Source organism: Comamonas sp. A23, assembly GCF_004522605.1.
GTDB lineage: Bacteria > Pseudomonadota > Gammaproteobacteria > Burkholderiales > Burkholderiaceae_C > Comamonas > Comamonas thiooxydans.
In genome coordinates, this window is sequence record NZ_RSDT01000001.1 from 1 (window position 1) to 20,664 (window position 20,664).

Consider the following 20,664-nt stretch of genomic DNA (forward strand, 5'->3'; position numbering starts at 1 on the left):
AGGACTGGCGGCCGAAACCGCGACCGCCCTGATTGAGAGCTCCGCTGTCGGGGCCGATACCCATCTCCAGCGTGAAGGATGCGCTCAATCCGCCTCCCAGATCCTCGCGGCCGCGAAAGCCCAGGCGCGATGGAACGCTGCCCGCCAGATTGGGCATGCGTGTGAGGCTGGACTTGGTTGCGCCCACGTTGTTCATGGTTTCGACGGCCGTGTCCATGATGCCGTAAATCTGTACGGACGATTGTGCATGTGCCAATCCTCCCACCCCCAGAAGCGCAATGGCGCTCGCTACCTTCTTCAGCATGAATGTCTCCAATTTTTAATGTCGTTCAGTATTTTTTGCATGCGTGGCTTGATGTGATGGAGCTATTGAGTCGTGAGCCTCCTTGCTGGTCGGTGCAAAAACAGTGCTTACTTGTGCAGAGACTGGAGCCATTCCCGGCATTCGGATGCAGATGTGGCAGGCCACTCGACACAGATCGTCTTGTCCATCTGACGCACTTCTACGCGTATGACCTGGCCGGCGCGGCGTGCATTGCGGGTACCTCCGAAGATACGGGCCCACCAGCCGGCTTCGCTGTATGTGTCCTGTGTCGAGGCTGTGATGGCTGCTTCCATCTGTCCCTGCGGTACTACGCTAGAGGAGATGGTCGATGCGGCGACAGGTTTGATCTCAGGGCTCGCGACAGCTTGCTTGGCCAATGAAGGCATGGTGGGCGCTGTCGAGGGGCTGGCGGAGGAATGTGGTGCGGCATCAACGATCAAGCCACCAGCCTCGATGCGAGCAGCCAGATTGCTGCCAAACTCTTCCCAGAGACGGTCGGCCTTGGTTTTCATGACCGACAGGCCGAAGGCGCCCAGGCGGCCCAGCACGTCGACATTGACCTTGATGCGCAGATCCGTTCCGCCGTTGGCAGCAGGCGTCAGGAACACTTCGCTGGTCTGCTTGAGCGAACTGGCCACCGAGGCATCCTCGCCGGTGCCTTCCACGCGCATGTATTCCGGAGCCTTCTGCTCGACGATCCTGGTCTTGAGCTTGAACTTGGCGCTGATGAAGGAAATCTTCTGGTGCATCTCCGCCACGTATTCCGTGGGGCTGATGACATCGATGGACTTCATCCCAGGCACGGCGCCGGCCATGATCTGGGGATTGAGGAGCAGATCCCAGACCTGCTGAGGAGGGGCTGAAACGGTCAGGGTTTTTTCAATTTCCATGATGCATCTCCTGTGCCGCATGCAGCACGGATTCGACGATTTGGGTGTAGCCGGTGCAACGGCAGAGATTGCCGCTGAGGCCGTGGCGAACTTCCTCGCAGCTGGGCTGGGGCGTGTTCTTGAGCAGGTCGCAGGAGGCCATGATGAAACCCGGCGTGCAGTAGCCGCATTGCAGGCCGCCGCACTGCATGAAGTTCTTCTGCAGGGGGTGCAGCTGCTCGTTGGCGGCCAGCCCTTCGATGGTGGTGATGCTGCGCCCCTGAACCTGCACGGCCAGCATCAGACAGGATTTGATGACTTCACCGTCCAGCAGCACCGAGCAGGCGCCGCAGGTGCCGGTCTCGCAACCCCGTTTGGTGCCGGTCAGGTGCAGGTCGTCCCGCAGGAAATCCGATAGCAGTCGCCGTGATGCGACTTCGGCGCTGTGCGATTCGCCGTTGACCTGGCATTCGATGTGATGCGTGCTCATGCGGCAACTCCTTCATTGATATCGATTCCGAACAGCGTGGCCACCGTGCGGCGGGTCACCGTGCGCACCATGGCGCGGCGAAACTCGCTGCTGCCGCGCAGGTCGGAGACCGGCTGGATGTCCTCGGCCACGATGCTTGCGACCTCTGAAGCGAGATGCGCATTCATGGTCTTGCCGCGCAAGCAGTCTTCGGCACGGCGCAGCCTGGTGGGAATGGGCGTGGATGCGCCCACAGCCAGACGTGCCTGGTGACATATCTGCCCTTCTCTTTGCACGACCAGGGCCACGCTGACCAGGGGGCGGTGCTCTGCTGCCGTGCGCAGAAAGCGCGTGTATTCCCCCTGAGTGCCGGGCGCCTGCAGCGGCACCCGGATTTCCAGCAGTAGCTCATCGCTCTCCATGGCCGTGGTGTAGTAGTCGACCAGGAACTCTTCCATCGACAACACGCGTTCTCCGCGTGTGCTGCCTAGCACGACCGAGGCGTCGAGGGCCATCAGACAGCCGGGCGGGTCCGTGGATGGGTCGGCATAACAGAGATTGCCGCCAATCGTGCCCTGGTTACGCACCTGTGGATTGGCCACCTGGGCGGCCATCCGGGCCAGCACCGGGGCATGCGTTTTCACCAGTTCGGAGCGAGCCACGTCGATATGGCGGCTCATGGCCCCGATACGAAGACCTTTGCGCGGATCAAAGTCAATGCCATGCAGTCTGGGCAGCTTCGCCACTGAAATCAGGTGCGTGGGCGCGAGCATGCGTTGGCGCATGGCCAGCATCAGCGCCGATCCGCCCGCGATGATGCGTGCATCGTCGCCGTATTCAGCCAGCAGCTGGCTTGCTTCCTCGATGGAGTGGGGCTCTGCAAAATCAAATTCACGCATGGCTTGCTCCTTGCTGCTGCTTGTCGCGCAATGCAGCCAGCACTTTTTCCGGGGTGATTGGCAGATCTGTGATGCGCACGCCAATCGCGTCATAGACAGCGTTGGCAATGGCTGGTGCGCCGGGCAGGATGGCGGTTTCGCTGGCACCCTTGGCGCCATAGGGACCATTGGGGTCGTTGGACTCCACGAGGCCGCCACGCAGCATGGGAACAGCATCGGCGGTGGCCATGTTGTAGTCCGCGAAATTGCCGTTCGCCAGGCGCCCGCCCTCGTAGTGCAACTGCTCATACAGCGTCCAGCCTATGGCCTGAACGGTGGCGCCATTGGTCTGGCCGTGAATCGCAGTGGGGTTGAGCGCCTTGCCGCAGTCGTCGGCGACATAGCTGTCGATGACGCTGACCTGGCCGGTCTCGATATCCACTTCGACTTCAACGGCCTGGGCGGCGTAGGAGTAGGCAGCGGCGATATTGCCGTAGAGCTTGTCGTCATGCATGACGGTCTTGGGGTCCCAGGTTCCGGCGACCTGGATACCACCTCCACCATGGCGCCAGATATGCTGGCGTGCCAGCTCGGCCACGGTGCTGCGGCGTTCAGGCTCCGCGCTCACATAGACGGCACCGCCTTTCAGCGTCAGCGCGTCGTGCGGTGCACCCAGGCGCTCGGCAGCCAGGCTCAGCAACTCTTGCCGCGCCTTGCGCGCAGCGATGATGGCCGCGTTGCCGCCCGACATGGTGACGCGTGAAGCCAGAGTACCCACGGCCACTGGTGCGACATCGGTGTCGGGTGCAAGCACATGAATATCGGCCAGAGGCAGGTCCAGTTCATGGGCCACGATCTGGCTGAGCATGGTGCTCGCTCCCTGGCCCATATCGCATTCACCGCTGATGAGGAAAACTCGACCGTCCTCATTGATCTTGATGACCAACGTCGATCCATCCCAGTTGCCTATGGTGCGATTGCCGCTCACATGCATGGCCGCTGCCATGCCCACGCCGCGGCGCTTGATGCCACTGGCCTTGACGCGTTGGCGTTTGCTTGCCCTCCCTATGGCCTTGGTTGCCATGTCTATGCACTCCAGCAGTCCTGTGCTGCCGATATGCCAGCCGTGAATCGAGACATCACCGGCCTTGAGCGCGTTGAGCTTGTGCACCTGCACCGGGTCCAGGCCCAGTTTCTCCGCCATGGTGTGGATATGGCTGTTGAGCGCAAACTGCATCTGGGTTCCGCCAAAGCCCCGGAAGGCACCGCGTGGCGGATTGTTGGTGTAGTACAGCGTCGCTTCAGAACGCACATTGGGATTGCGGTGCATGTTGTCGCTGCGCATGGCACTGACGTGCATCACATCACCGGCAAGGCCTGCATATGCACCGCATTCGGCAATGATGCGAACCTGCTTGGCGACAATGCAGCCGTCCTTGAGCATGCCCAGCTTGAGGGTGATGCGCTCGGGCACGCTGGCACATGCGGCCTGGAAGTCCTCCAGGCGGTTGTTGACCAGCCGCACCGGACGTCGGGTATGCAGAGCCAGCAGGCCGGCAAGCAACTGGTTGTCGTCCTCCACGATCTTGCCGCCGAAGCCACCTCCGGTCGCGGCCTGAATCACGCGCACGTGGGAAATGGGCAGACCCAGGGTCATGGCCACCTGCATGCGCACCAGATTCACTGCCTGGGTCGAGGTATAGAGCACAAGCCGGCCATCGGGGTCCAGCGAGGCCACCGTGGCCATGGGCTCCATATAGCCGGGGTATTGAGAATGCGTGGTGTAGGTGGCTTCGTGAATCAGATCCGCGGCGGCAAAGCCTGCCTCCACGTCACCGCGCTCGAACTGGATATGCTGGGCCACATTGTTGCGCCCTGGATGGATGCCGAAGGCTTCCTCGTCCATGGCTTCCTCGGGCGTCAGAATGGCGGGCAGTTCTTCGTATTCCACCCGAATCAGATCCAGCGCGTCGCGTGCGATCTCTTCGGAAACAGCGGCCACGGCGGCCACCTCTTCGCCGCAATAACGCACCACGCCTTTGGCCAGGACGGCGCGCTCCTTGTGATGCGCCCCCCAAAGATTGGCGGGCGCATCCTCGCCGGTCAGGACCGCCTTGACGCCAGGCAGCGCGCGCGCCTCGGTGGTGTCTATGCGAGCGATGCGCGCATGCGGGTAAGGGCTGCGCAGAACCTTGCCATGCAGCATGCCGGCAAGCTTGAGATCTCCTGCGTAGATGGCCCGACCAAGCACTTTTGCCTTGGCCGTCACCTGTGGAGTGTCCATGCCCAGCGTGGATCGAGATGAAAGAGCAGATGTCATATCCGTACCTCGCAGCGGAAGGCCCGGGGTCGCTGCGGACCAGAGGCTTGTGCCACTTCAGTCATATAGAGGTCTGTTGGAATCGCCCAGGACTGCGCCTGAACGATTCATTGGTGTCACTCGGCCACGATGCCGAGTTCCTTGATGGCTTTGCCCATCACCATGTACTCGCGTTGATTGAGATCGCTGAGCACCTTGGGCGACCCGCCCGCAGGCAGGGCGCCGAAGACAGCCAGTTTTTCCACGACTTCGGGCTCACGCAAAATGGCATTGAGGTGCTCGTTGAGCAGATTGATTACCGCTGCCGGAGTCTTTTTCGGCGCGAAGAAGCCGTTCCAGGCGCTGACCACCACATCCTTGTAGCCCAGCTCGGTCAATGTCGGAACGGCAGGTGCCAGCGATGAACGCCTGGTATCGCCGATGGCCAGCGCCACCAGCTTGCCGGAGTCCAGATACTGGCGCACAGGCCCGAAAGTGACCCAGGCAGTATCGACATGGCCGGCCACGACATCGGTTACCGACGGGCCGACGCCGCGGTATGGAACATGGGACAACTTGACGCCAGCGGCTTTGTTCAGCCATTCGCCGGCGATGTGCATGGGCGAGCCGGCGCCGGGGCTGGCATAGGAGACGGTGGCGCCACTCTTGGCCCTGGCAATCAGTTCGGGCAGGTTTTTGACACCGAGCTTGGGGCTCGTGACCAGCACCAGGGGCTGGGTGGCGGTGTTGATGATGGCTTCGTAGCCGTTGAGTACGTCGTAGGCTGCAGCGCCCGACAGCTTCATGACCAGGGGGGCGGTGGTGAAGGGGTTGGGAGTGAACAGCAATGTGTAGCCATCGGAGCGTGCACGCCCCACCATGCCGTTGCCTATCGCCCCGCCGGCACCCGGGCGGTTGTCGATCAGCACGGTCTGCTTGAGCCTGTGGCTGAGCTTGTCGGCAAAGAGGCGGGCGATTGCATCGGTATCCCCGCCCGGCGGGTAGGACACGATAACCGTGATGGGCTTGCTCGGATAACTTTCTTCGGCAAGCACCGGCTGCGTAAGCAGCGTGCCGCAGGCAAGAGCGGTAAAGCAAAACTGGCGTCTATCAACTGACATGGTCGCCTCTCCTTGGGCCGTGGGTATAAATCTGGCGTGCGATCTCAAATGATTCATAAGTGAAACATTGAATCGCAAAAGAAACAATAGACGGAGTTATACGCTTATGGTTGATCGATCAAATTGCCGTTTTCACTATTGACATATGAATTTGTTAATTCGGATGGAACAATGGCGCATGAACAAGAAAACATGCGAAACGCCCTGGTCGCAGCTCAATGCGCAAGGCGACGGACTGACGGTGGACGACTTCATCACCACCTTGATGAGCCAGGTGGGAAATGCTCTGCGGCGCACGATTACCGTGCCCTATGCCGAGAAACACGATCTGACGGTCTCTGAGTGGCGCTTGCTGGCCTTGATTGCTCACTCGAAGCGGTTGGCCTTCTCGGATCTGGTCATTCAGTCCACCTCGGACAAGGCCTTGGTGAGCCGCGCTCTCAAGCGGCTGCAAGCCAAAGGCCTGGTGGATCTGCAGGGTGAAGGCAATACGCCGCGCAAGAAGATTTTTTGTCAGGTCACCGAACAGGGCGAGGCCCTGCATGCACAGGTCATGCCCTTGGCGCGTGCCAGCCAGGCTGCCGCCATTCGGGCATTGCCTGAAGATGAGCGCAATGCCATGTACAACGCGCTGATGCGCTTGCGTGCACATTGCGAGAAAGCAGGCGCTTTGTCCGGCGAGGATGAAGCAGGTCTGGAATAGTTCCTGTGTCCCTGTGTTGGACAACCGCCAGAATGCTGTTGCAACACATATAGACGCACGAATTTCCGCATGCTGCAGGCGGGGTCATCCGCACATTAAATGTGCTTCGCCGGTTGATGCGCCATTTGAGAATGAGGGCCGGGGTCCGCAACTTCCAAAGCAGCGGCCGGAAGTCACAGGCCAGTACTTTCTCGCCTGGCTTCCGAGGCCGCTCGTCACCGTCCTCTGACATGTCTCGCAAGTCAGCAGCGCTTGGCGAGATCCGGATCGATGCGCTCCCGCAGACGCCTGTTTTCTTGCTCATGGGCAGAGGCAGGCTCATGCAATGGGCCAAGCAAGGCATGGGCGCCTGCCAGCCATGCACCGTGGCTTTTCGCCAGATGCCGACAGCGCCACGATGCCCGTTCAAGACCGCACCATCAACCCCCGAAGGCGCTGCGCAGGGCAACACTGCCGGGGTGTACTGTCGTTCAGGTAGAGCAGGCAACCGGCTCGGCCGTCAAAGCAACTTGCCACGCGTCATAGCCATAGACCCAGTCGGCATTGCCTCCGGCACGCAGCCAGTTATTGCCTCGCGAGCCTATCTGGATCTGGCTGGTGCGCTGCTTGCGCATGGCCTCGTAGTTCTGCAAGGCTTGCGCAACGCCTTCGGCATCCTGCACTGCATCAAGGTTGCGGGCCAGCACCACGGCATCTTCGATAGCCATGCCGGCGCCCTGGGCCATGAACGGCATCATGGGATGGCTGGCATCGCCGAGCAGCGACACTCGTCCCTGCGACCAGTGCGGCAGCGGGTCGCGTTCATACAAAGCCGTCTTGAGCACGCTGTCACACGCATCCAGCAAGGCTCGTGCATGTGGATGAAAGCCGGCATAAAAGCTGCGCAGTTCGGTCACGCTGCCCTCGGTGGTCCAGGATTCCTCATGCCAGGATTCCTGCGCCGTGGTGGCGAAGATAAAGGTGTCGCGGCCCTGATTGAGCGGAAAGGTCACGATCTGGCTGTCAGGAGTCGGTCCCCACCATTTGGTGAAGGCCCCGATATCGGGAACATGGCGCACACGCTCGGTGGGCACCACGGTGCGAAATGCCACCACACCGGTAAAGCGTGGGCTCTCTGCGCCAAACAGGGATGTGCGCACCACCGAATGAATTCCGTCCGAGCCTATCAGCGCATCCAGTCCATCGACTCGCGCGCCGTCGGAAAATTCCACGGCAACACCGGCATCGGTTTGCACAATCCGGTTGACGCGTTTGGCGAACTTCACCTGCTCATGGGGAAAGGCATCGGCCAGCGCAGCCAGCAGGTCGGCGCGATGGATGGTGAGTTGTGGCGCACCGTATTGACGCTCGGCCTCATTGCCCATGGTCAGGCGCGATGTTTCCTCGCCGTTGTCCCAGGTGCGGCTGATACGGTGCGTTGGGCGGGCTGCCGAAGCCCGTACGGCAGCCGCAATGGCATCGCCCAGTCCGTCTAGTGCGCGCACAGCATTGGGCGTCAGATTGATGTCGGCGCCCACGCGCAGGTATTGCCGGCTCTGCTCGAACACCGTCACCTCGTGTCCGCTGCGGTGCAGCGCGTTGGCGGCGGCCAGGCCACCAATGCCGCCTCCCACAATGCCTATTTTCAATCGTGTCTTGGACATGCTTGCTCCTTGATATGGGTATGGTTTGCACGTTCCGGGCTGCGCAGGCAGCCCGCATACGGTGCCTGCCAGTGTCGACAAGGCCGCCTGTCACGTGAAGCGCAAAGCATCCATAAAATGACACAAATCGTCCGGAATCCTCCATGAAACAAAGCAGCGACCATTTAAGCGACGTGCTGGCCATCTGTCGAGCCGAGCGCGCGGTGACGGCCAGCTTTTCATTGGGTGAGCCTTGGGCGCTGGCGTCCGAGGGAGTGCCGGGGACCATGATCCGCATCGCCCAGGGACAGCCGTACTGGCTGCAAGTACAAGGCCAGTCACCGTTGCTGGTTTTGCCTGGCGATCTGGTGGTGTTGCCGCTGGGCAGTCCGCACGTAATTGCGTCGGACCTCGCGCTGGCACCGGTTCCGTTCGCACGCATGATCGAACGCTTTGCCCAGGGGCCGAAGGACGAGAATCCTCTGACGTTCGAGCATGGCGGAGGCGGGGCCCAGACCCGCATCGATTCGGTGCTGCTCTGGATATCTGCCTACTGCCGGCACTCCATATTGACTCTGCTGCCGCCGCTGCTGCACATACCTGCAGCGCAGGCCGCTCCACCGGCCATGCTGGGCAATATGCTGCAGACTCTGATAGAGGACTCGCTGGCGCGACGCGCCGGCTGGCGTTTGGCAGCCGCGCGCCTGGGTGAGTTGGTCCTGATCCACGTGCTCAGCAACCATTTCGCCGCACAGCAGCAGCGCGGTCAAGGCTGGGTGCGCGGCCTGGCCGATGTGCAGATTGCCAGGGCCATGGCCGCCATCCACGGCCGCCCCAGCCATGGCTGGACCTTGCAGGCCCTGGCCAGGGAGGCGGCTATGTCGCGCTCGCTCTTTGCCGAAAAATTCAAGGCGCTGGTTGGAGAATCGCCCATGGCCTATCTGCAGCAGCAGCGTATGGCCCATGCAGCCCAGCAACTGGAATCGGGTTTGCCGCTGGCCCAGATCGCCGAGGATTGCGGCTACGAGTCAGAGCGTGTTTTTGCCCGCGCCTTCAAGCGCTGGTGCGGTTTGCCACCGCGCGCCTATCAGCGCAGCGCCAAGGCGCTCAGAAACGAATTTGCTGCGCTGAAATGAGGTTCTCCAGCCGCTTGCGTGCAGCACTTCAATCAAACGCAGCCTGCCTTGCCAGCCGACCTCACAAACTGCAGAGAAGGTGTCTTTGACGCCTTCGCCTCGGATCCATAGTGGCGGCTGGGCATTGTTCGCATTGCCTGCCCGTTCAGTAACGATAGGTGGCAGTCAGCAGAAAGTTGCGGCGTTCGCCGTAGAAGCAGTCGCCGCGCGACAGGCATTGGGTGATCACCACCTTGTCGCCGATATTGTTGGCATGCAGGGCAAGGCGCCAGTCGCCGGCGTCATAGGCCACCATCGCGTCTGCCAGCAGGGATGAGGGCGTGTCGATGGCAGAGGTGCCGCTCCACTGTGGTCCGATATAGCGCAGACCGGCGCCGAGACTCCAGCCTCCGCGGCCCTGAGCGGCAAATCGATGCATCAGCCAACTGGAGGCCATATGGCGCGATACCGAGGCCACGCGCTGCCCCTGGTCGCCAGCATTGCTGCGGCTGATTTTTGCGTCGGTATAGGCATAGGCCAGCGTCCAGTCCCAGTTTCTGGCCAGGCTTGCGATCAGCTCGGCTTCAAAGCCCTGGGTTTTGACCTCGCCCAGTTGCAGGCTGTTGAGCGGGTTGCCCGGATCATTGGTCTTGCGATTCTGTTCGCGCAGGCCGTAAACCGCGGCATAGCCAGAAATGCCTCTGCCCTCGGGAATCCATTTCACGCCGGCTTCCAACTGCTTGCCGCGCTGGGGCTTGAACGGCGTGCCGTAGAAGTCCACGCCGCCCAGTGGCTGGAAGGACTCCGTGTAGCTGACATACGGAGCCCAGCCGCCACCGGCCTGATAGGTCACACCCAGGCGCTTGGTGGTGGCAGAGTCGTCGGCAGCCGCTGCCGGGCGACCTTCGGTCTCGGTTTTGGCCTTGTCGTGACGCAAGCCTACTGTCGCGGTCCAGGGGCCCCAACGCAACTGGTCCTGCAGATAGAAACCGAGCTGGCGCTGTGACACGTTGGGCGCACGTACCAGCCGGGAGGCCGAGGGCGGCGTGAACGTGCCATACACGGGGTTGTAGACATCGAGCGCAGTGCCTGGCCCGCGCCAGCTGGATTGGTTGCTGGTGTTGCGCTGCCAGTCCATGCCTGCAAGCAGCTGGTGCTGAACCTCACCGGTTTGCAGCAGGCCTTCGAGCTGCGTGTCGACCAGCAGCATGCGTCCGCCATTGATCTGCCATACGGCATCGCGCTGTACGGTGCGGCCGTTGGCGTCAAACACCGGACGTGCCGGACGGCCCGTGGCTGCGTTGGCTGCAAAGCTGGTGTAGAGCGTGCGGTAGTCCACCTCGCTGATGGTGCGGCGCAGGTTCTGACGCAGTGTCCATTGAGGGCTCAGACGATGGCTGAACAGATAGCCAAAGGACTTGTTTTCGGAGTCGTACTTGTCCCAGTCCGGTTCGCTGATAAAGGTGTTTGTCGGAATCTGTCCGTAGGGGCTGGGCAGGCGCGTGCCCTGCCAGGGAAAGAACTGGGTGATGGAGCCGCTCTTGTCCTTTTGGTACAGGGCTTGCAGCGTCAGCGAGGTATCGGTACTGGGACGATAGGTCAGCGAAGGCGCAATCACCACGCGGTCGTCCTTGACATGATCGACCTGGGTGTTGCTGTCGCGGCCAACGGCCACCAGTCGGTAGAGCCACTTTCCTTCGTCGTCCATGGCGCCCGTCATGTCGCTGGCAATCTGTTTGCGGCCGTGGCTGCCCAGCTGTATCTGCACCTCACGCATGCGCTCGGCCTGGGGGCGTTTGCTGGTCAGGTTGAGCACACCGCCCACGCTGCCCTGGCCATAAAGCACGGAGGAGGGGCCGCGCAGGAATTCCACGCGCTCCAGCGTGTAGGGCTCGACTTTGATGTTGTTGTAGGTGCCGTAAGTGCGCAGCAACCCGTCCTGGTACTGACTGACATCACCGCCGCGGGCCTTGAAAGAGTCCACGCGGTTGTCGAAATAGCTGGAGTTGATGCCCGCCGTGTAGCGTGTGGTTTCGCGCAGTGTGGTCACGCCCTGGGCTTCGAACTGGTCGCGCGTGACCACGCTGATCGATTGCGGCGTTTCGATCAAGGGTGTATCTGTCTTGGTGGCCGAGATCGCACGCCGGGCGACAAAGCCGCTGACCGGACCTGTGGCAGTTTCGCCGGCCAGGCTGTCTTGCACGGTAACGGGGGCCAGCATGACTTCGGCACTGCCGTCTGCGCTGGGTGCGGGAAGCGAGGTCTGTGCCTGAGTGCCCAGGCTCAGGCAGGCCAGGGCGCTGAGCAAGGTCAGCGATGGTCGGCTGGGTACGCCGGGGAATGGGTAGTTCATGATGCTGTTGTCAAATAGATGGTCACGGACAATGACCATCAGGGTTGGTTGGAGCGGTTGCTGGAGTGAATGGGAGGCTCTGCGTCAGGGCTTGATGGCGGACGGCAGGGCGGGGGATGGCATGCCGTCCTTGACGCTGAAGCTCAACGTGGTCACATAGCTGGCTTCGCCATAGCGCTTGCCTTGCGCTTCGCCGCCTTGCTTGTCGCTGTGATGCACTTCGGCCACGTACAGGCCCTTCCAGGGCAAGGCAAAGTTGACCCGGCCCTGCTCGTCGCTTTGCGCCTCGCGCGACCAGCCCGAGGGGGCGACGATTTGCACCTTGGCCTTGGGCAGGGCCTGACCGTTGAAGCTCACCATGAATTGGCCCGGCTGGCCCGTGGGCACCAAATCCAGGGCCTGGGCATTGACGGCCACGGCCTGTGTCGGCGTTGCTACCCAGCGGGCCGCAGGTACCCACAGCAAAGCTGGCTCATTGCGCTTGCTGCGGTCGATCAAGGGATAGGAGGCGCTGGCAAAAAGGGTTTGGGCCTGGTTTGCCGCGTTGTAGCTGAAACCCGTGGCATTTCGCTGGCCGCTCAGTTGCAGCGTGCCGCTGGCTGTTTGCTGGGCCAGCGTGGGTGTGGCCAGAAATTTGTCCAATGCACCGGGCGAAGTCTCGCGCAGGTTGTCATTGAACTCGCCAAAAAACAACTGGGTCTGGCCGCCATCGTTCTCCAGCCAGACTTGATGAGCATGGGCTGTGCCCAGACTGGCAAGCAGCAGAGTGGCGAGAGCAATGGGATGATAAAAATTGCGCATGAAAATCTCCTTGGATGCTGGATAGGTGAATGAATTGCTCTGCACGAGTGAAGGTCTTCTGCCCGATATCCAGACTCAAGCACCGGTCTGGACTCCAAGAAAAGAGCGCCTGTTGATCTCTTGTATGGCCCTGTGCTCTTTCCTTGCACCTCTTGTTCAATCGATTGGCCACGGCCAGCCATGCAAGGGCCGAGGCGGCTGCTGCATCGCGATGCGCATGCAATGTCCTTGCCCGGTCATGATCGGGATTCCTGTTGCATCAATAGCTGCCTGGGTTCTCAGTCATTGATGCTCAGCGACTCTCTGATTCGTGGCCCCTGCAGGTTCTGAGTGCAGTCCGTCAAGGACCGAGGCGGTCGAAGGTAAAAACCAGTATTCCCAGTGCCAGTGCCATCAAGCCAAACAGAGGCAGGCGCTGCGCTTGCCAGGTCGCCATGCTGGTGGCGGCCAGAGCCGCCAGGCAAAGAGCGGCCGTCCACACGGTGGCCGACATGGCTGCGGTGGTTGCGCCCGGAAAGCCCAGAGCAATGCCCAGTGACAAGGCCAGCAGGATCCAGCCGGCTTGGAACAGGCGCTGGCGGCGCAGTACTGCGGCGGGAGCTTCACTCTCGATATCCGGCCAAGCGTCTTCATGGTGTCGGTCCATGGCCAGGGCAAGAGCCGTCCAGGCGGCAAAGCACAACAGAAAGTCGAGCAGCATTGCTATGCCTCCTGCGCAGTGTTGTTGCCAGGGATCCCTTGGGAGCCGGGCTTGCGTCCAGGGGCTGCCGCGGCCTTGGCGGGGGGCGCATGTCTGGCTGCGGGCAGGGGCCTGTGTTTCAGCAGATGTCGGGTGAGGGCGGCAAGCATCAGCCCCGTGACCGCAAAACTCAAATCCATGCCGGCCCAGCTCCACTCCATGGCCGGCAGGCTGATGCCCAGATGAGTTGAGGTGGTCAAGGCATTGACCAAAGGCAATAGCAGGTATGCGGTGGCGGCCATGCCCAGAACCAGTGCCCATCCTTGGCGCGTGGGCCGGATCAGGCCCAGCAGCAAGGCCAGAGCCCAGGTGCCGAAGAAGCAGGACAGTTCGGCATCGGGGCGGCCTGGCATCTCCAATGGCAGCAGCCGGTTGGCCAGCAGGTAGGCCGCGATCGCCAGCGGCAGGCCGCCCATGAGGCCGATATTGAAACTTGCCACCAGCCGTTCGCCAAAGGGCAGGGGGGCGGCAGGTGTCTTGCGCAGGGCCTGGGTGCGGCGCTTGACCGACCACAGTATCAGGCCCGAGGCAATCATCAGCGAACCCATGACGCCAAAGCCAAACAGCACCCAGCGCATCCCGATGTCGGCGAAACGCCCCAGATGCAGGCCATAGAGCACGCCATAGGTTTTGATGGCTGGGCTTTGTGGATCGACCTGGGTTTGCAGCTGGCCGGTGCGGCCATCGAAGCGCAGCCGCGCTGGTCCGTATTGCAGCCTGTCGCCGTCGTGGCGGGTGATCTCCACCAGCGGGCCCTGGCTGTCGCTGCGCACGGTGATGCTGCCGACACGACCGCCCTGCCACAGCTGACTGGCCTGGCTCAGCATGGGGGCCAGATCCAGCATGGGCAGGGGTTCGGCCTGTGCGTTGCTGCCACGCCTGGCGCTGCGCGCACCGGGAACATCGCCCTGCAACTCGGAGAAATAGCTTTGCGAATCCGTTCCTTTCGCACCAGGGTAGGCGGCGGCTATGCCGGCCGGCATATACATGGCGTGAAAGATCATCAGACCGCTGAACGTAATCATCAGATAGAACGGCAGCACCAGTACCCCCGAGACGTTGTGTGCGTCCAGCCAGGCGCGCTGTCCGCCCTTGCGCGGGCGAAAGGTGAAGAAGTCCTTGACGATGCGGCGATGCGTGATCACGCCGGTCAGCAAGGCAATGAACATCATCAGCGTCGCCGCGCCCACCACCCAGCGGCCCTGGATCGTCCAGCGGCCCTTGTGAGCGGTGCGAAGCTCGAAATGGAAGCGGTAGAAAAATTCTCCGCCAGCGGTCTCTCGGGCCTGCAGTGCGGCACCGGTTTGCGGGTGCAGCAGCAAGGTGTCGAAGCGGCTGTTGGGCTTGTCGCGCCACAGCACATTGACGGCCGGCGTGCGTTCATCGGGCAGACGCATGATGAAGTTGCTGACTCCCGGCGCGTGCTCGTGCAGCGCCGCCTGGGCGCGTTGCGCAACGTCGCTGTCGGGTAGTGGCAGACCATGCAGCTCGGGTCGCATCCACAGATTGAATTCGTTCTTGAAGAAGCTCAGCGTGCCGGTGACGAAAATCGCAAACAGAAGCCAGCCCAGAATCAGTCCCGACCAGGTATGCAGCCAGGACATGGCTTGGCGAAAACCCTCCTGCTCGGGCTGGTGCGTGGTTCTGGCGCTTGTCTTGGTTTGAGGGGCGGTCATGCTTCCACCCCCAACCACAATGGCCCATACAGCGCTGCGCTTAGGGCTAGGGCAGGAAGGAGTACACCGGCCCAGGCAAGCCAAGCCGTGCGTGCATAGAAGGTCCAGGCAATAGCCATGGCGTAGATGACCCAGGACAGCAAGGTAGCTGTCATCACCGCCTCCACGCGGCCCATCAGGGAACTCAGCAGCAGACTCAGGGCAGCCGTACTGACTGCGGCCAGCGCATAGCCTCCAAGGATGGCAGCCAAACTGCGCGAGGCAACCGCAAGGCGGTAGTGAATAAGGGGCGATGTGGCTTTCATACCGCCTCCTGATGCGCTGGAGCTGGGCGGCAAGAATTGCCGCAGACAGGAGCTGCAACGACAAAGCGCGGGTGAATCACCCTTGGCGAGGAAAAGCAGGTATACGGAGAGCTCAGCATGACAGACAACCAAACGATGCAGTCGGTTCGCTGGCTGGCTTGTGTCAAGAAATCATGCTGGCATGCGAAGAAATGTAAAGCCGATTATAGATGAAATTGAGAATGATTGTTATTTATTTGTGATTCGGCTTACAGGGCCTAAATGCACAGGCCCTGCATGGGCTCTCTGGCCGTTCTGGTCTCTTTGCTGTTGTGGTTAACCTCGGCTCAGGTGGGCGACGATGTCGGCATGTCGGGCCTGCTCTATGGACTGACGGTCTGGATGCTCCTGCCGCAGGTCCTGCTTTACCGGAATCCCGCGGCTGCCGCCGTGCTGCTGCTTGTCATGGGCTGGCTCCATGGAACGTCTGCGACGGTATCGATTACCAACAATTGTCGGCATTGGCCTGCAGACTTCGGAGTTGCAACGCACAATGCCAGCCTGTGTTTTTTAATCGTCGTGATCATGTCCGATTCCTCTGCGGCTTTGCCAGCCAGTCTGACACCATCCATGCGCGATGTGCTGCGTCGCATGGAGCGGGCCGCGCGCACTCCCATGCACGAGCTCGGTGCGGAAGCTGCCAAGGCGGCTTATGAAGCTGGCGCCGGCGTGCTTGAAATCCCCAAGCAGGCCTTGCCCCGTGTGGAGGACCTGCAGATTCCCGCACGCGACGGAGCGAATCTGCCGGCCCGCCTCTATGCTCCTGTGACCCGCGATGAGGCCCCCGCTGCGGGCTTGCCTGCGCTGCTGTATCTGCATGGTGGCGGCTTTACGGTAGGCAGCGTGGCCACGCATGACCAGCTTTGCCGCCAGCTTACACACCTGGCGGGTTGTATGGTTGTGTCGCTGGACTACCGCCTGGCGCCGCAGTTTCAGTTCCCCATTGCACATGACGATGCCTGGGATGCGCTGCAGTGGCTGACGGCCCATGCGGCGAGCCTGGGGGCGGATGGCAGCCGCATGGCTGTCGGTGGCGACAGCGCCGGCGGTACGCTGGCGGCAGCCTGTGCCATCGAAGCGCGCAACACCGGCCTCAAGCTTGCCTTGCAGCTGCTGATCTATCCGGGAACCACGGCGCACCAGGATACCGACTCCCATCGCCGCTTTGCCCATGGACTGGTTCTTGAAGAAGCTTCCATCACCTGGTTTTTTGCGCAATATATCGCCAGACGCCAGGATCGCGAGGATTGGCGCTTCGCTCCTTTGCTGGCTCCCGATGTCGACGATGTCGCACCCGCCTGGATCGGCCTGGCCGAGTGCGATCCCCTTGTGGACGAGGGCGTGGAATATGCTGACAAGTTGCGCATGGCAGGCGTGCCTGTGGATCTGGAAATCTACAAGGGCGTGACCCATGAGTTCGTCAAGATGGGGCGCGTGATTGCCGAGGCGCGTCAGGCGCACCGGGACATGGCGCAGGCCTTGCGCGGCGCGTTTGGATTGAATTGAAACCAGAGTGAGAACCATGAATCGACAGGACTTTCGCAGCTTTACGCGTATCGAGGTGCGCTGGGCCGAAGTGGACGCGCAGAAGATCGTCTTCAATGCCCACTATCTGATGTATGCCGATGTGGCCATCACCAACTACTGGCGCCAGCTGGCCATTCCTTACGAGGCAGGCTTTGCATCACTGGGCGGCGAGCTGTTTGTGAAAAAGGCCAGCACGGTCTATCACGGATCGGCCGCTTTGGGCGATGTGCTGGATGTCGGCATCCGCTGTGTCAAACAAGGCAATACCTCGCTGCAGTTCGAGGCAGGCATCTTCCGGGGCATGGAGCTGCTCAACACCGTGGAGCTGGTCTATGTGTTTGCCGACGCGGCGACGCAGACCCCCAGGCCCGTGCCCCAGGCCATGCGGGATCTGCTCACGGCCTATGAAGCAGGGCAGGAGGTCGTCACGCTGCGCTCGGGCAGCTGGAACGATCTGGGGCGCGATGCCGAGCGCCTGCGCCTGGCCGTGTTTGTGCGCGAGCAGGGCGTGCCGCGCGAGATCGAGATCGACGAGCTCGACCCTGTGGCGCGTCATGTGGTCTTGTTCAACGGCTTGAACCAGCCCGTGGCCACGGGCCGGCTGGTCAGCGATGCGCCGGGCGTGGGGCGTATCGGCCGCATGGCCGTGGATCGCAGCGTGCGCGGCGGCCGCTGGGGGCGCATGGTGCTCGAGAGCCTGATGGATGCGGCGCGCGATCGCGGTGACAAGGAAATCGTGCTGCACGCGCAGCGCCATGCTGAAGCCTTCTATCTGCGCGCAGGCTTTACGCCGGTAGGCGAGCCTTATGAGGAGGCTGGCATTCCCCACATCACGATGTGCAAAGTGCTTTGATACATCTTTTTGATAGCTTATAACGTTTTATATGTAAGCGTTTAAGCCCGATTTGATGCTTGATGCGAAGGAGCGCCCATGGCAAGAATCATGACCGTCCTCAGCCTGATCGGGGTGGCGGTAGCCGCCTATGTGGCTTATCGCTACGGGGTCTTCTGAGTCCGTTCGGCCGAGGTCCGGGACAGAGGTGAGCGGGCGGCTGAAGGTGGGGGCCACCCGCTGGCGAGAGCGCTCTGCGGCGGCCTGCTTCGCAGGCCTTGCCGCACGCAGGCTCGAGCCCAGCCCTTTCTCCGCTGCGTGCCGGCGGCATTGCTGCAGCTGATCCTTCAGCGCGGTGATGGCCTTATGAGCGCAGGCTTCGTCCAGATGGCCGCCAGGCGCACCGGCCACGCCAATGGCACTAATGGCACCAGTGTTTCATTGCCGATCTTCAGGGGCACGCCGCCGCCCAGCACCAGGAAGCCGGGGATATTCGCCATGCCGGCCGCATCGGGATTGGACTGAATGGCTTTGGCGATGCCGCTGGTGGGGTTGCGCGACGAAGCAGAGGTGAAGGTCTTGGCGTGCGAGGCTTCAGCGGTGTGAGGGCCGGCACCATCGGCACGCACCATGGCCAGCAGCACGCCAAAGCGGTCCACCACCGAGGCGCTGACGTTGTAGCCGTCGGCGCTGCAGGGCACCACGGTCTGCCGGGCCAGCTGCACGGCGCTGGTGCTGGCAATGTTGCGGGTGGAGGCGGTCGCTGGAGCTGCGCTGCGGGCTCCAGCAAAGTCTGGCCGTTGAGGCGTCGCAGACCACTGCCATCCGGCAGGACGTTGTCGTCCAGCAAGTGAGAGGAATCAATGCGAACGCAGAGCCAGCTTTCGGGGTCTGCTATCTTTTTGAGGAAAAGATAATGACCCGGGTGCAAGTGAAGTTTAGCGGTGGCCGGGCCCGCACTGCCAGGCCTGCGGCAGTGCGGGTCCGAGACGTTCAGATATTCGCCAGCAGCTCGTAGGGCAGGGGCTGGGTCTGCAGTGCGATTCCCTTGCCCGCATCGGCGCTCTGGCCTTCGGCCAGCGCTGCATGGGCAAACAGGTCGTCGCGGGTGGAAGAGGCAATCTGCATCGAGACGATGGCATCCCAGCCGCCTTGCACAGCTGCTGCTGCCTGCACCACGGTGCCTGTTGCCTGCTCGAGGTCTTCGGCGCTGAAGACTTCCTGGCCGACGCTCAGAGCCTGCTCGGCATGAACCAGATAGGCGCGGCGCTTGAGCGTGCCGCGGAACTGGCTGCGAGCCACCACTTCCTGGCCGGGGTAGCAGCCCTTCTTGAAGTTGACGCCGCCCAGGGATTCGTAGTTCAGCATCTGGGGCACGAAGGCATCGACCACGGGAGCCGATAGCGTGGCCACGCCGCTCTGGACTTCGGACCATTGCCAGAGGTCTTCGCTCAGCAACTGTCCTTCGGGGGCCTGACCCGCAGGGCCTACCCACAGCGCACGCTGGTTGCCTGCAGCGGGGTAGAGCGCGATCACATGGGCATCGCCTTGCTGCTTGAGCGCCCAGGCGGCCGCATTCTTGCCGGCAAGCTGCTCGGCGGCCTGGCCGGCCAGGCCGTAGAGGGCGAAGTCAGCCGTCGCATCGCTGAGCTTGCACTGGGCGCGCAGCACAAACATGGACAGGCGCTTGAGCGTGGGGGCCAGCAGGCTGCGGTCACAGATCAGCACGATTTCATCAGCGCTGCGCCTGAAGCCGATGAAGCTGGCCAGCATGCGGCCCTTGGCCGTGCAAAAAGCCGCAAGGCGGGCCTGATCGAACTTGAGCAGCGCGAAATCGTTGCTCAACTGGCCATGGAGAAAGCTGGCTGCGTCGGCGCCAACGGCGCGGATGACACCAAGGTGGGAAATGGGGGTAATGCCGTTCAGGGGCAGCGTCTTGGGCTGGGTCATGGCTGAATTATGATCGTCGCTCTGTGTACTGATGGATCTAGCTTGTGCGTGCCCTTATTCGAGCACTGATATTTTTGCTGCTTCTGGCTGCCCTGGCGGCGGGAGGCGCCTGGTGGTGGCTGAACCAGCCGCTGCAGTTGTCCGAGCCCAGTCTGGAGCTGGAGATAGAGCCCGGCACCACGCCGCGTGGCGTGGCGCAGAACGTGGTCAAGGCCGGAGTGCAAACCGATGCGCGCCTGCTCTATGCGTGGTTTCGCCTCTCGGGCAAGGACCGCGCCATCAAGGCCGGCAACTACGAACTGAGCACGGGTCTCACGCCCTATGTGCTGCTGCAAAAGCTGGCGCGCGGCGAGGAAAGCCTGCGTGCGCTGACTCTTGTCGAAGGCTGGAACTGGCGCCAGGTGCGTGCGGCGCTGGCGCGTGAGGAATTCCTCAAGCAGGACAGCGCAGGGCTCAGCGACGAGGCTGTGATGACGGCACTGGAGCGCGCGGGCGTGCCGCCCGAAGGCCGCTTCTTCCCCGATACCTATACCTACGCCAAGGGCAGCTCGGACATGGCCGTGCTGCGCCGTGCGCTGCATGCCATGGATCGCCGTCTGGCCGATGCCTGGGCCATGCGGGCGGCCAATACCCCGCTCAAATCCGCCGATGAGGCCCTGATCCTGGCCAGCATCGTGGAAAAGGAAACCGGCCGCGCCGCAGACCGCGCGCAGATTGCCGGCGTTTTCTCCAACCGCCTGCGCATAGGCATGCGTCTGCAGACCGATCCTTCGGTCATCTATGGCGTGGGGGCCAGCTTTGACGGCAATCTGCGCAAGCGTGATCTGCTGGAGGACACGCCCTGGAACACCTATACCCGTGCGGGTCTGCCCGTCACGCCGATCGCCATGCCCGGCAAGGCTGCGCTGATGGCGGCCGTGCAGCCCGATCAGACCAAGGCCCTGTACTTCGTGGCCAAGGGCGATGGCACCAGCCATTTCAGCGCCTCGCTGGACGAGCACAATAGAGCCGTCAACCGCTACCAGCGCGGTCAGTGAGCAA

Annotated in this window: 18 protein-coding genes and 1 pseudogene; 5 read left to right on the forward strand and 14 right to left on the reverse strand. The window is 62.2% G+C overall.

Features of this window, described 5'->3' with window-relative positions; all coding sequences use genetic code 11:
* The 6 genes from EIC84_RS00005 to EIC84_RS00030 all read right to left on the reverse strand — a co-directional run.
* Positions 1 to 304, reverse strand: a 304-nt coding sequence (locus EIC84_RS00005; RefSeq protein ID WP_134737283.1) for a porin, incomplete at its 3' end; no start/stop codon positions are given.
* A 107-nt stretch (positions 305 to 411) separates the two neighbouring features.
* Positions 412 to 1,215, reverse strand: coding sequence for an SRPBCC family protein (locus EIC84_RS00010; protein ID WP_003061470.1), 804 nt, complete (start codon positions 1,213 to 1,215; stop codon positions 412 to 414).
* The gene (locus EIC84_RS00015; protein ID WP_003061472.1) at positions 1,205 to 1,684 is read right to left on the reverse strand and encodes a (2Fe-2S)-binding protein; all 480 of its coding nucleotides are present in this window, start codon (positions 1,682 to 1,684) and stop codon (positions 1,205 to 1,207) included. Before EIC84_RS00015 ends, EIC84_RS00010 begins: the two co-directional genes overlap by 11 nt.
* Positions 1,681 to 2,562, reverse strand: a complete 882-nt coding sequence (locus EIC84_RS00020; protein ID WP_003061474.1) for a xanthine dehydrogenase family protein subunit M — start codon at positions 2,560 to 2,562, stop codon at positions 1,681 to 1,683. Before EIC84_RS00020 ends, EIC84_RS00015 begins: the two co-directional genes overlap by 4 nt.
* The gene (locus EIC84_RS00025) at positions 2,555 to 4,861 is read right to left on the reverse strand and encodes a xanthine dehydrogenase family protein molybdopterin-binding subunit (protein ID WP_034361223.1); all 2,307 of its coding nucleotides are present in this window, start codon (positions 4,859 to 4,861) and stop codon (positions 2,555 to 2,557) included. The genes EIC84_RS00020 and EIC84_RS00025 overlap by 8 nt, the downstream gene beginning before the upstream one ends.
* A 116-nt stretch (positions 4,862 to 4,977) precedes the next feature.
* Positions 4,978 to 5,961: a tripartite tricarboxylate transporter substrate binding protein gene (locus EIC84_RS00030; RefSeq protein WP_003061477.1), complete on the reverse strand. Its 984-nt coding sequence runs from the start codon at positions 5,959 to 5,961 to the stop codon at positions 4,978 to 4,980.
* A 178-nt stretch (positions 5,962 to 6,139) separates the two neighbouring features.
* Here EIC84_RS00030 and EIC84_RS00035 point away from each other — a divergent pair, with 178 nt between their 5' ends.
* Positions 6,140 to 6,664: a MarR family winged helix-turn-helix transcriptional regulator gene (locus EIC84_RS00035; RefSeq protein ID WP_003061480.1), complete on the forward strand. Its 525-nt coding sequence runs from the start codon at positions 6,140 to 6,142 to the stop codon at positions 6,662 to 6,664.
* 470 nt (positions 6,665 to 7,134) lie between these two features.
* Here EIC84_RS00035 and EIC84_RS00040 read toward each other — a convergent pair whose 3' ends face one another.
* Positions 7,135 to 8,307, reverse strand: coding sequence for an FAD-dependent monooxygenase (locus EIC84_RS00040; RefSeq protein WP_003061482.1), 1,173 nt, complete (start codon positions 8,305 to 8,307; stop codon positions 7,135 to 7,137).
* 143 nt (positions 8,308 to 8,450) lie between these two features.
* Between EIC84_RS00040 and EIC84_RS00045 the strand changes: the two genes are divergently transcribed.
* The gene (locus EIC84_RS00045; protein ID WP_003061484.1) at positions 8,451 to 9,422 is read left to right on the forward strand and encodes an AraC family transcriptional regulator; all 972 of its coding nucleotides are present in this window, start codon (positions 8,451 to 8,453) and stop codon (positions 9,420 to 9,422) included.
* 145 nt (positions 9,423 to 9,567) lie between these two features.
* Here EIC84_RS00045 and EIC84_RS00050 read toward each other — a convergent pair whose 3' ends face one another.
* From EIC84_RS00050 to EIC84_RS00070, 5 genes are all read right to left on the reverse strand, one after another.
* Positions 9,568 to 11,793 carry a TonB-dependent siderophore receptor gene (locus EIC84_RS00050; protein WP_003061486.1) on the reverse strand — a complete coding sequence of 742 codons (2,226 nt, stop codon included), beginning with the start codon at positions 11,791 to 11,793 and terminating at the stop codon, positions 9,568 to 9,570.
* A 45-nt stretch (positions 11,794 to 11,838) separates the two neighbouring features.
* Positions 11,839 to 12,555: a DUF4198 domain-containing protein gene (locus EIC84_RS00055; protein WP_034361231.1), complete on the reverse strand. Its 717-nt coding sequence runs from the start codon at positions 12,553 to 12,555 to the stop codon at positions 11,839 to 11,841.
* Between the two features lie 340 nt (positions 12,556 to 12,895).
* On the reverse strand, positions 12,896 to 13,255 hold the full coding sequence (locus EIC84_RS00060) for a DUF3325 domain-containing protein (RefSeq protein ID WP_003061490.1): 360 nt from the start codon (positions 13,253 to 13,255) through the stop codon (positions 12,896 to 12,898).
* 2 nt (positions 13,256 to 13,257) lie between these two features.
* Complete coding sequence (locus EIC84_RS00065; RefSeq protein WP_003061492.1) at positions 13,258 to 14,970, reverse strand: PepSY domain-containing protein; 1,713 nt, start codon at positions 14,968 to 14,970, stop codon at positions 13,258 to 13,260.
* Complete coding sequence (locus EIC84_RS00070; RefSeq protein ID WP_003061494.1) at positions 14,967 to 15,275, reverse strand: DUF3649 domain-containing protein; 309 nt, start codon at positions 15,273 to 15,275, stop codon at positions 14,967 to 14,969. Before EIC84_RS00070 ends, EIC84_RS00065 begins: the two co-directional genes overlap by 4 nt.
* Before the next feature lie 564 nt (positions 15,276 to 15,839).
* On the opposite strand from EIC84_RS00070, the gene EIC84_RS00075 reads away from it, so the two are divergent.
* Complete coding sequence (locus tag EIC84_RS00075; RefSeq protein ID WP_034361233.1) at positions 15,840 to 16,820, forward strand: alpha/beta hydrolase; 981 nt, start codon at positions 15,840 to 15,842, stop codon at positions 16,818 to 16,820.
* 16 nt (positions 16,821 to 16,836) lie between these two features.
* On the forward strand, positions 16,837 to 17,694 hold the full coding sequence (locus tag EIC84_RS00080; RefSeq protein ID WP_003061498.1) for a GNAT family N-acetyltransferase: 858 nt from the start codon (positions 16,837 to 16,839) through the stop codon (positions 17,692 to 17,694).
* Positions 17,695 to 18,006: 312 nt separating this feature from the next.
* On the opposite strand, the pseudogene EIC84_RS00085 reads toward EIC84_RS00080, so the two are convergent.
* Both EIC84_RS00085 and EIC84_RS00095 read right to left on the reverse strand, forming a co-directional pair.
* Positions 18,007 to 18,455 (reverse strand): annotated as a pseudogene (locus EIC84_RS00085) (heme-binding protein); the annotation flags it as partial.
* A 211-nt stretch (positions 18,456 to 18,666) separates the two neighbouring features.
* Positions 18,667 to 19,623 (reverse strand): folate-binding protein YgfZ, encoded by a 957-nt coding sequence (locus tag EIC84_RS00095; protein ID WP_003061501.1) that lies wholly within the window; start codon positions 19,621 to 19,623, stop codon positions 18,667 to 18,669.
* A gap of 44 nt (positions 19,624 to 19,667) precedes the next feature.
* Here EIC84_RS00095 and mltG point away from each other — a divergent pair, with 44 nt between their 5' ends.
* On the forward strand, positions 19,668 to 20,660 hold the full coding sequence (mltG, locus tag EIC84_RS00100; RefSeq protein WP_012837770.1) for an endolytic transglycosylase MltG: 993 nt from the start codon (positions 19,668 to 19,670) through the stop codon (positions 20,658 to 20,660).
* Positions 20,661 to 20,664: the final 4 nt, after the last annotated feature.

Excerpts from the sequence above, each read along its gene's own strand:
- EIC84_RS00010 (WP_003061470.1), bottom strand. The coding sequence starts at position 1,215 with ATGGAAATTGAAAAAACCCTGACCGTTTCAGCCCCTCCTCAGCAGGTC.
- EIC84_RS00015 (WP_003061472.1), bottom strand. The coding sequence starts at position 1,684 with ATGAGCACGCATCACATCGAATGCCAGGTCAACGGCGAATCGCACAGC.
- EIC84_RS00020 (WP_003061474.1), bottom strand. The coding sequence starts at position 2,562 with ATGCGTGAATTTGATTTTGCAGAGCCCCACTCCATCGAGGAAGCAAGC.
- EIC84_RS00025 (WP_034361223.1), bottom strand. The coding sequence starts at position 4,861 with ATGACATCTGCTCTTTCATCTCGATCCACGCTGGGCATGGACACTCCA.
- EIC84_RS00030 (WP_003061477.1), bottom strand. The coding sequence starts at position 5,961 with ATGTCAGTTGATAGACGCCAGTTTTGCTTTACCGCTCTTGCCTGCGGC.
- EIC84_RS00035 (WP_003061480.1), top strand. The coding sequence starts at position 6,140 with ATGAACAAGAAAACATGCGAAACGCCCTGGTCGCAGCTCAATGCGCAA.
- EIC84_RS00040 (WP_003061482.1), bottom strand. The coding sequence starts at position 8,307 with ATGTCCAAGACACGATTGAAAATAGGCATTGTGGGAGGCGGCATTGGT.
- EIC84_RS00045 (WP_003061484.1), top strand. The coding sequence starts at position 8,451 with ATGAAACAAAGCAGCGACCATTTAAGCGACGTGCTGGCCATCTGTCGA.
- EIC84_RS00050 (WP_003061486.1), bottom strand. The coding sequence starts at position 11,793 with ATGGTCATTGTCCGTGACCATCTATTTGACAACAGCATCATGAACTAC.
- EIC84_RS00055 (WP_034361231.1), bottom strand. The coding sequence starts at position 12,555 with ATGCGCAATTTTTATCATCCCATTGCTCTCGCCACTCTGCTGCTTGCC.
- EIC84_RS00060 (WP_003061490.1), bottom strand. The coding sequence starts at position 13,255 with ATGCTGCTCGACTTTCTGTTGTGCTTTGCCGCCTGGACGGCTCTTGCC.
- EIC84_RS00065 (WP_003061492.1), bottom strand. The coding sequence starts at position 14,970 with ATGACCGCCCCTCAAACCAAGACAAGCGCCAGAACCACGCACCAGCCC.
- EIC84_RS00070 (WP_003061494.1), bottom strand. The coding sequence starts at position 15,275 with ATGAAAGCCACATCGCCCCTTATTCACTACCGCCTTGCGGTTGCCTCG.
- EIC84_RS00075 (WP_034361233.1), top strand. The coding sequence starts at position 15,840 with ATGTCCGATTCCTCTGCGGCTTTGCCAGCCAGTCTGACACCATCCATG.
- EIC84_RS00080 (WP_003061498.1), top strand. The coding sequence starts at position 16,837 with ATGAATCGACAGGACTTTCGCAGCTTTACGCGTATCGAGGTGCGCTGG.
- EIC84_RS00095 (WP_003061501.1), bottom strand. The coding sequence starts at position 19,623 with ATGACCCAGCCCAAGACGCTGCCCCTGAACGGCATTACCCCCATTTCC.